The sequence below is a fragment of the uncultured Intestinimonas sp. genome (assembly GCF_944387725.1).
In the GTDB taxonomy this organism is placed as follows: domain Bacteria; phylum Bacillota; class Clostridia; order Oscillospirales; family Oscillospiraceae; genus Intestinimonas.
On record NZ_CALXGA010000084.1, the window covers coordinates 1 to 8,023 of the forward strand.

Consider the following 8,023-nt stretch of genomic DNA (forward strand, 5'->3'; position numbering starts at 1 on the left):
AGGAAGCGTGTTGCCAGCACTTGGCGTTGCTGCCCGGAAGCATAGAACGGAAGCGCTCTACAAGATGGAAGGCCGCAGCGCCTTCATCCTACTGCTTGTTTAAGCCTACAAAGGGAATGATGTATTTGAAATTTCCTTTTCCTTTTTCTGTAAATATTATAACATAAAAATTTTCTTGTGTCAAAGAAACGGTTTCGGCCTTGCATTTGCCTCATTCTGCAACAAAGCTGTTGCCTTTGCTCTAAAAGTTGTTACTGGATAATTGGAAGTTGCCGCTACTTCTCAAAAGTTGTTTCGGAGTTGTCAGTTCTTTTCACAAGTTGAATTCTTGTGCGTAGAGATCCGTTTTTGAACGTGCAGTTTCAATTTGGAGCGGAACCTGGATAACAAAAAAGTGAAGCGGCTGGCAGTACCGCTTCACTCACTCAATCGTCATAATGGCCTTTGCATTGATAGACTTCGACCTGTCCATCGACCATGCGGTAAACAAGTCTGTTCGTATCGTCAATGCGTCGGCTCCAATAGCCTGACAAGTTTTCCTTCAATGGCTCTGGCTTGCCAATCCCTTCAAATGGACTTCTGCAAATGTCCTTCAACAAGGCATTTATCCGTTTCAGCGTTTTTCTGTCCTGTCCCTGCCATGACAGGTATTCTTCAAACGCCTGTTCCGTGAATGTGATGTTAGTCCCCATCGGCAAGCTGCTCCAACTCGTCCATAGACTTGACTACCACCTTGCCCTGCCCGGCCTGCTTGATACTGTTGTCCAATGCCCGCATATTGCTGTCACTGTAAAAGGGGTCTGCGTAAATCTCAAAGGGGATTTTGCCCTGCCGCAAGGTCTGGCGCACAAAGATGTTAAAGGCCGTTGTCATGCTCATACCCATGTCGGCAAAGACAGCTTCGGCACGCTCTTTCAGGTCTTTGTCAATGCGGATATTGAGGTTTGTCGTTTCTGCCATTGTGACCACTCCTTTCTATGGCACTACTATTCTATTCCTTTTTACGCGCAATATCAATACTTTGCGCGTAAATTTACATAGTGTTCATGTTTGAAAGTGCACTTTCAATTTGGAGCGGAACCGCAGATCACGAGCGGCTGGCAATTCCCCTCACAGGAAGGTCAAAGGGCAGGCCGGGAGTACCCCCAGGTGGAGCGGAACAGGGAAGCGCCTCGCGGTGGCGGGGGGTGGTTCTGGGAAACTACACTTGTAATTCGCGGCGGCGGCTTTTCTTGGCATTTTTCCCGACCGCTGATAAATTACGGGGAACACGGGCGAGAACGGAAATAACTGCAAAAATGAGGCAGAGTAGGAAAAATCCTATCCTGCCTCATTTTTCTTTGTTCGTAGCTTTCAATTCATTGACAATCATTGTTATAGCTTCAATCTGTGTATCGGTTAGACCATCAAATATGTTGTCATTCCAAAGGTCCCTTCTGAAAGGTTGAAAAGCGACTATCGGTATTCCAAAGATATTGTCTACAACAACTTCCCCTGGCCCATGCCCACCGACGGATAAAAGTGAAGATTGGACAGACGGTCCAGGCCATTCTGGATGCCTGTGTCCTGTACCTGGATTCCAGTCTGGCCGATCTGTACGACGAGACAACCATGCCACCGAAACTGCACAAAGCGCACAAACAAAACGAAAAGGCCGTTATGTGCGCCTATGGATTTGACATCAAGACCACGACGGAGACCCACCTGTGCGGCGAAGCTGATAAAGATGCGTCAAGAGATGGCGCAGGAAAGAGGCGAGAATTAAATTGCAAAAAGATGAGAATGACGCAATAAAACAGAGCGGAGCAAAACAACAGGAATGAAATTTCTTTTGCACTGTTAAAGAAGATATGATATAATGTAGCGTATGAAGGGGGTATAGAAATGCCTGCATTGGACGGATTCAGAGCTTTCGATTTTTCGGAGGGGGTTCCGTATGCGTCATTCACGCAGAACGGCATCACCTTTAATAAGTCAGTGACGCTCAAATTGGGTGAACCAGAGTACGCAAAATTTCTTATCAATCCAGAAACGAAACAGGTGGCAGTTCAAGCGTGTAACTCGGATGATAAAAACGCAACTGTGTTTTATCGACCCAAGGCATCTGGTGTGCTATCTGTAAGATGGAACGCCCGTGATTTGTTGAACACGCTGGAGCGTGTGATGGGATGGAATCTCAAAGAAAACGGCTACCGTGCTGACGGAGTTTTGCTTCGAGAAGAACGGGCCATTGTATTTGACCTTTCTAAAGCATCTATACTCACCTAATCGGTGTCTACCGGCAACGCCGGATGACATATAAAAAGGCCCTGACTGAGCTGCAACTCAGTCAAGGCCCGTTGAGAAAAGTTCAGACGGCTAAACCGCCCATATACTTTACTCGATACACATTATAGTATATGGTCGTCTTTACTTTTTTCAAGAGGTTTCAGTGATTTGCTTGCAACTTGTTTTTTCAAGTCACTGAAAATCTTTTGGAAAGGAGGACAAGCGTTTGGATAACAACGTGAAGTTAGCGCAAACTGAACGGGACGATTCTTCGGTTACTTACGTTTACACGGCGTATATCACTACTCGTAATGGTAGACGGATTTATGCCAAGGCGTATGGCCTTAATGCGTTCCGTATTGCCGTTCAGGCTGATAAACAGTAACTAACCTTCGGGGAGGATGTTGGCGGTTTCGTCCTCCCTCACCATTGAAAGGAGATTATTTATGCCAGTTCATCATGGTGGCAAAGTAGGCAAAGCCGCTAAGACCCTCGCAACCAAGTCATCTACCCACAAAGTTAAGAGTAAGGCAGGAAAAACGCTTGCCATCCACAAGGCTGAGCAACACTAGGGCTTGTTTGAAAAATGTCAACATGCCCAACCAGCGGGTCTTTTGTCCCCTGGACGGCGCAATTTTTCCTTGAAATCCGCCAGGATTCCTGCGAAAAAATTGCTTGCCAGCGGCTCAAAATCCCTCGCTGCTGGACACATCGCCAATTTTCAAACAAGCCCTAGCGGATATGTGTAAAGCCATCGTCGGACAAGCAAATATTAACGCGCAAGAATTACAAGATATAAAAATTCTCGTCCCACCAATCGAATTACAGAAGAAATTTTCAAACTATGCTGAAACAGTCAAAAAATCAAAATGGGCGATTCAGCAGAGTCTTGATAAACTGGAAGTACTGAAAAAAGCGCTGATGCAGCAATATTTTGGGTGAGGCGCGTTTCCCGTTTTGATATAAAGCGTGGAGATGCCTGTAACGCCGCAAACTTCCCCAGCCGGCGGAACTGACCTTATCATTTTCTGCAAATTTTCTTGCTCTTGAAAGGCCGGATTGGAGGCTTTTCCCATGCTGACACCTGTGCTGGACTCCGCCTTGGACACCCCGCTCTATGAACAGCTCTACCGCCAGCTCCGACATGAGATCGAGTCTGGCGCTCTGGCCCCTGGGGAGAAGCTCCCCTCCAAGCGGGCCCTCTCCGCCCACCTCAAAGTCAGCGTAGTGACGGTGGAGGGGGCCTACGGACAGCTCCAGGCCGAGGGCTACCTCCGCTCCGAACCCAAGCGGGGCTTCTTCGTGGCCCCCCTGGAGGCCCCGGTCCCCGTCCCCCGGCAGGAGGGCCCCGCGCCCGCCTTGGAGGAGGCCACCCCGGCCCGGCGGCCGGACTTCGACTTCGCCACCAACGCCGTGGACGCCGCCCGGTTCCCATTTGCCACCTGGGCCCGGCTCATGCGCCAGGTGCTCACCCGGGAGGACAGCGCCCTCCTCTCCGCCGTGCCCCCTCAGGGGGTTCCGGAGCTCCGGACCGCCATTGTCCAGTACCTCCGGGACTTCCGGGGCATCACCGCCCAGCCGGAGCAGGTGGTGGTGGGAGCGGGCTCGGAGTACCTCACCGGCCTCCTCTTCCAGCTTCTGGGCCGGGAGGGGGGCTACGCCGTGGAGGACCCGGGTTACTTGAAATTCAGCCGCATCCTGGCCCACCAGGGGGCCCACATCTGCCCCATCTCTCTGGACGGCCAGGGGCTCCGGGTGGACGCCCTGCGGTGGTCCGGGGCCCGGGTGGTCCATGTGACCCCCTCCCACCACTTTCCCCTGGGCATTGTCATGCCTGCGGGGCGGCGGCGGGAGCTCCTGGCCTGGGCCGGGGAAGGGCCGAACCGCTACATCATCGAGGATGACTACGACAGCGAGTTCCGCTTCTCCGGCCTGCCCATTCCCGCCCTCCAGAGCCTGGACCGGGAGGGGCGGGTGGTCTACCTCAACACCTTTGCCCAGAACCTGGCCCCCTCTCTGCGGATTGGCTACATGGTGCTGCCCCCCGCTCTGGCGGAGCGCTACCGGCGGGAGTTCCTGTTCTACTCCTCCACCGTCCCCTCCTTTGAGCAGTACACCCTGGCCCGGTTCCTGGAGGGGGGACACTTCGAGCGGCACATTGCCCGGATGCGGGTGGAGTACCGGGAGCGGAAGGCGGCGCTGATCGCCTGTGTCCGGGGCCTGGGCATTTCCGGGACCCTCTCCGGCGGGGACGCCGGGCTCCATATGCTCCTGCGGATGGATGGCCGTCTGGGGGAGGACGAGCTGGTCCGCCGGGCGGCTGAGGCGGGGGTGGCGGTCTACCCCCTCTCGGCCTGCCGGCTCACCCCCGCCCCAAAAGGGGAGCCCCCCACCCTCATCATGGGCTATGCCCGGCTGGAGGCCGGGGACATCCGCCGGGCCTTCCTCCGGCTGCGGGAGGCCTGGGGGATCGTGTGAAAGGGGGGGCGGTGAGCCCCCCCTTTCCGACAGGCGGAACGGCATGGCCCGCAGGCCATGCCGTTCCAAAAAAATGATTTCGTTCTTATTTTTCCATGATGATGAAGCTGGAGGCTGAAGGAGCTCAGTCCGGCTCCCGCGCCGCTTGGATCAGGAAGGCCAGGGCGGCAATCAGCACGCCCAGGAGCATCAGCGCCCCCAGGCCCATGGGGAAGGCGTATTGCAGCACCAGATAGGCGTGATAGGCCCCCAGAGAGGCGATCTGGGTCAGGAGGGCCAGATGGACGTACCGCTGCCGGGTGAAGGCCCAGCACAGGGTCAGAATGTCGGCCAAGAAGAAGTAGCGGTCGTGCATGTGGGGCAGCAGCAGGGGGACCCCCACCGCAAAGACCACGGCGGCCGCCATCACCGCTTCGTTCCCCAGGGTCCGCCGCCGGGGCAGCAGCCATCCCAGCACCCCCAGCACCAGGACAAAGGCCGCCAAAATGCCCGCCTTGGACCACAGGGCGGCGTCCACCTCCATGCCGTAGGGGATCAGGGCGTAGAGGGAGGGGGCGTTGAGGGTCAGGTAGGCGCTGTACTCCGTTGCCTGGCCGAAGTAGACCCCCAGCACGTCCCCCAGGGGCTTCCCCAGGGCCAGGGCGGGGAGAATGGCGAGGACATAGGCGGCGGGGAAGAGGAGGAGGTCCCGGAACCGGACCCGCCGGGACATCCACAGCACCGCCCACACCGGCAGGAGAAAGACGGTCTGGAGCTTGAAGGAGAAGGCCAGGGCGGCGAGCACCACCGAGGACCGGGGCCGCCGCGACAGACCCGACGCCAGGCCGTGGAGGCACAACGCGCCGTAAATGGCGTCGCACTGGGCCCAATAGGCGCCGTTGAGCACCACCGTGGGCAGCAGAAGCAGCAGACAGAAGCCGGCGGCGGCCCGGCCCGCCGCCCCGCCCTCCCGGCCCGGGAGGGCGGCGATGAGGCGCGCTCCGCCCCAGGCCAAAAGCACGTCGAAGAGGACGGAGAAGAGCTTGATGGCGTAGAGGTCATATACCGGCAGGTAAGAGATGGCCGCCAAAAAATAGAGGTAGGGGGCGTTGTAGTTTCCCTTGGGCAGGGCCACCGCCGCCCAGCCGCCGTTGTCGCGGAAGAAGGCAGCCCAGTCCGAGAGGAAGGTCACATAGTCGCCGGTGATGTGGTCCAGGCAGACCGCCCGGAGCAGCAGGGCCAGGGCGAGAAAGGGGAGGGCCCGAAGGACCAGGCCGGGGCTCCGGCAGCACAGGTACAGCAGCCCGGCGGCCAGACAGAAGAGCAGGACCAGGGCCGCCGCCGCAAAGCCCCGGGAAGGGGCGTGGGAGAGCCAAGCGCACCGGGCCAGCAGGGTCAGCAGGAGCAGAAGGGCGCTTCCAGCGGCGCAGGCCAGGGAGAGGTTCCGGGCAGAGGAGGACATGGCATCACCTCGCAGGGGTGTGGGGCGGGGCCGGAGCGCCGCCCCCAGGAGACAAAAAAAGTTCGGATGCCTCCGAACTTCGACACGAAAAAGCTTGACGTGGAAAAAAGTGCATGGTATAATAATATGCTCCTGCCCATGGGAGCATGTTCTGATTTCTTTTCCACGCTGAAGCCAGTATACCAGTTTTGGCGGAGCTGTGCAAGAGGGAAATAAAATCATTTAGACAACGCTGCCGGGCGTATCGCAAACAGAAAGCCCGGTGATTTTGGCCAAAACGACGAGGTTTGGCCGGGAAAACAGGGGAAATCAGCCGAAAGGCTCCGGCTTTTCGGCGCTGAATGTGAGAAAATGGAGTGTGATTTTCGGAATGGTCAACGAGACGCTGAACGGCATGGTCCACGAAGTCCGCTATGGCAAGACGGTGCGGCAGAGCTACGCCCGCCACCAGGAGGTCCTGGAGATGCCCTACCTGCTGGACGTCCAGAAGAACTCCTACCAGTGGTTTCTGGATACCGGCCTGCGGGAGGTGTTCAAGGACGTGGCCTCCATCACCGACTATGCCGGGAACCTGGAGCTGTCCTTCATCGACTACTCCATGGACGAGCCCCCCAAGTACGACGTGGAGGAGTGCAAGGCCCGGGACGCCACCTACGCCGCCCCCATCAAAGTCCGGGTGCGCCTGCGCAACAAGGAGACCGAGGAGATCAAGGAGCAGGAGATCTTCATGGGCGACTTCCCCCTGATGACCAAGGCCGGCACCTTCGTCATCAACGGCGCCGAGCGGGTGATTGTCTCCCAGATTGTCCGCTCCCCCGGCGTCTACTTCACCAAGACCGAGGACAAGGCGGGCAACCTCACCTACGGCGCCACCGCCATCCCCTACCGGGGGGCCTGGCTGGAGTATGAGACCGACCTGTCGGACGTGTTCTATGTCCGCATCGACAAAAACCGCAAGCTGCCGGTGACCTGCCTTATCCGGGCTGTGGGGCCCCAGACCGACGCCGGGATTCTGGAGATGTTCGGTGAGGATGAGCGCATCCTGGCCACCCTGGATAAGGACGCCTGCAAGACCCGGGAGGACGCGCTGCTGGAGATCTACCGCAAGCTCCGCCCCGGCGAGCCCCCCACGCTGGACTCCGCCGAGAGCCTTCTCCACGCCCTGTTCTTCGACCCCCGGAGGTACGACCTGTCCGCCGTGGGCCGGTACAAGTTCAACAAAAAGCTGGCCCTCTGGGCCCGGCTCAGCGGCCAGAAGCTGGCCCAGCCCGTGGCCGACCCCATGACCGGCGAGCTCATCGCCGAGGCCGGGGAGGTGCTCACCCGGGCCCGGGCCCAGGAGCTGGAGGCCCGTGGCGTCAACGAGGCCGTGGTGGACCTGGAGGGGACCCTGGTGAAGGTCTTCTCCAACGACATGGTGGATGCCAAGGGCTTCCTGCCCTTTGACCCGGCCGAGTGCGGCATCACGGAAAAGGTCTGCTTCTCCCTCCTCCGGGAGCTGCTGGAGCAGTACGAGGGGGACGAGGAGGGCCTTCGGGAGGCCGTGGCCGACCGGGCCGACGACCTGGCGCCCAAGCACATCCTGGTGGAGGATATCATGGCCTCCATCAACTACCTGGACTGCCTGGCCCACGGGGTAGGCGCCGCCGATGACATCGACCACCTGGGCAACCGCCGCCTGCGCTGCGTGGGCGAGCTGCTCCAGAACCAGTTCCGCATCGGCTTTTCCCGCATGGAGCGGGTCATCCGGGAGCGCATGACCATCCAGGATCTGGACATCGTCACCCCCCAGAGCCTCATCAACATCCGCCCCGTCACCGCCGCCATCAAGGAGTT

Annotated in this window: 9 protein-coding genes and 1 pseudogene; 7 read left to right on the forward strand and 3 right to left on the reverse strand. The window is 58.2% G+C overall.

Annotated elements, in window-relative coordinates; translation table 11 throughout:
- Positions 1 to 425 precede the first annotated feature (425 nt).
- On the reverse strand, positions 426 to 692 hold the full coding sequence (locus Q0K09_RS09845; protein WP_007493622.1) for a Txe/YoeB family addiction module toxin: 267 nt from the start codon (positions 690 to 692) through the stop codon (positions 426 to 428).
- A complete protein-coding gene (locus Q0K09_RS09850; RefSeq protein ID WP_007493621.1) occupies positions 682 to 960 on the reverse strand; it encodes a type II toxin-antitoxin system RelB/DinJ family antitoxin in 279 nt (92 codons plus the stop codon). The genes Q0K09_RS09845 and Q0K09_RS09850 overlap by 11 nt, the downstream gene beginning before the upstream one ends.
- A gap of 484 nt (positions 961 to 1,444) precedes the next feature.
- On the opposite strand from Q0K09_RS09850, the gene Q0K09_RS10855 reads away from it, so the two are divergent.
- The 6 genes from Q0K09_RS10855 (at position 1,445) to Q0K09_RS09870 (ending at position 4,746) form a co-directional block, all read left to right on the forward strand.
- Positions 1,445 to 1,519 (forward strand): type IIL restriction-modification enzyme MmeI, encoded by a 75-nt coding sequence (locus tag Q0K09_RS10855; RefSeq protein ID WP_365932079.1) that lies wholly within the window; start codon positions 1,445 to 1,447, stop codon positions 1,517 to 1,519.
- A 2-nt stretch (positions 1,520 to 1,521) separates the two neighbouring features.
- The gene (locus Q0K09_RS10860; protein WP_365932073.1) at positions 1,522 to 1,794 is read left to right on the forward strand and encodes a type IIL restriction-modification enzyme MmeI; all 273 of its coding nucleotides are present in this window, start codon (positions 1,522 to 1,524) and stop codon (positions 1,792 to 1,794) included.
- 90 nt (positions 1,795 to 1,884) lie between these two features.
- Positions 1,885 to 2,268 carry a hypothetical protein gene (locus tag Q0K09_RS09855; protein WP_294475797.1) on the forward strand — a complete coding sequence of 128 codons (384 nt, stop codon included), beginning with the start codon at positions 1,885 to 1,887 and terminating at the stop codon, positions 2,266 to 2,268.
- Between the two features lie 226 nt (positions 2,269 to 2,494).
- Complete coding sequence (locus Q0K09_RS09860; RefSeq protein ID WP_294475799.1) at positions 2,495 to 2,653, forward strand: hypothetical protein; 159 nt, start codon at positions 2,495 to 2,497, stop codon at positions 2,651 to 2,653.
- Positions 2,654 to 2,943: 290 nt separating this feature from the next.
- A complete protein-coding gene (locus tag Q0K09_RS09865) occupies positions 2,944 to 3,210 on the forward strand; it encodes a hypothetical protein (RefSeq protein ID WP_294475803.1) in 267 nt (88 codons plus the stop codon).
- Positions 3,211 to 3,342: 132 nt separating this feature from the next.
- On the forward strand, positions 3,343 to 4,746 hold the full coding sequence (locus Q0K09_RS09870) for a PLP-dependent aminotransferase family protein (RefSeq protein ID WP_294475805.1): 1,404 nt from the start codon (positions 3,343 to 3,345) through the stop codon (positions 4,744 to 4,746).
- 124 nt (positions 4,747 to 4,870) lie between these two features.
- Here the strand turns inward: Q0K09_RS09870 and Q0K09_RS09875 are convergent, their stop codons facing one another.
- The gene (locus Q0K09_RS09875) at positions 4,871 to 6,187 is read right to left on the reverse strand and encodes a conjugal transfer protein TraL (protein ID WP_294475807.1); all 1,317 of its coding nucleotides are present in this window, start codon (positions 6,185 to 6,187) and stop codon (positions 4,871 to 4,873) included.
- 394 nt (positions 6,188 to 6,581) lie between these two features.
- Between Q0K09_RS09875 and Q0K09_RS09880 the strand changes: the two are divergent.
- Positions 6,582 to 8,023: pseudogene (locus Q0K09_RS09880) on the forward strand (DNA-directed RNA polymerase subunit beta); the annotation flags it as partial.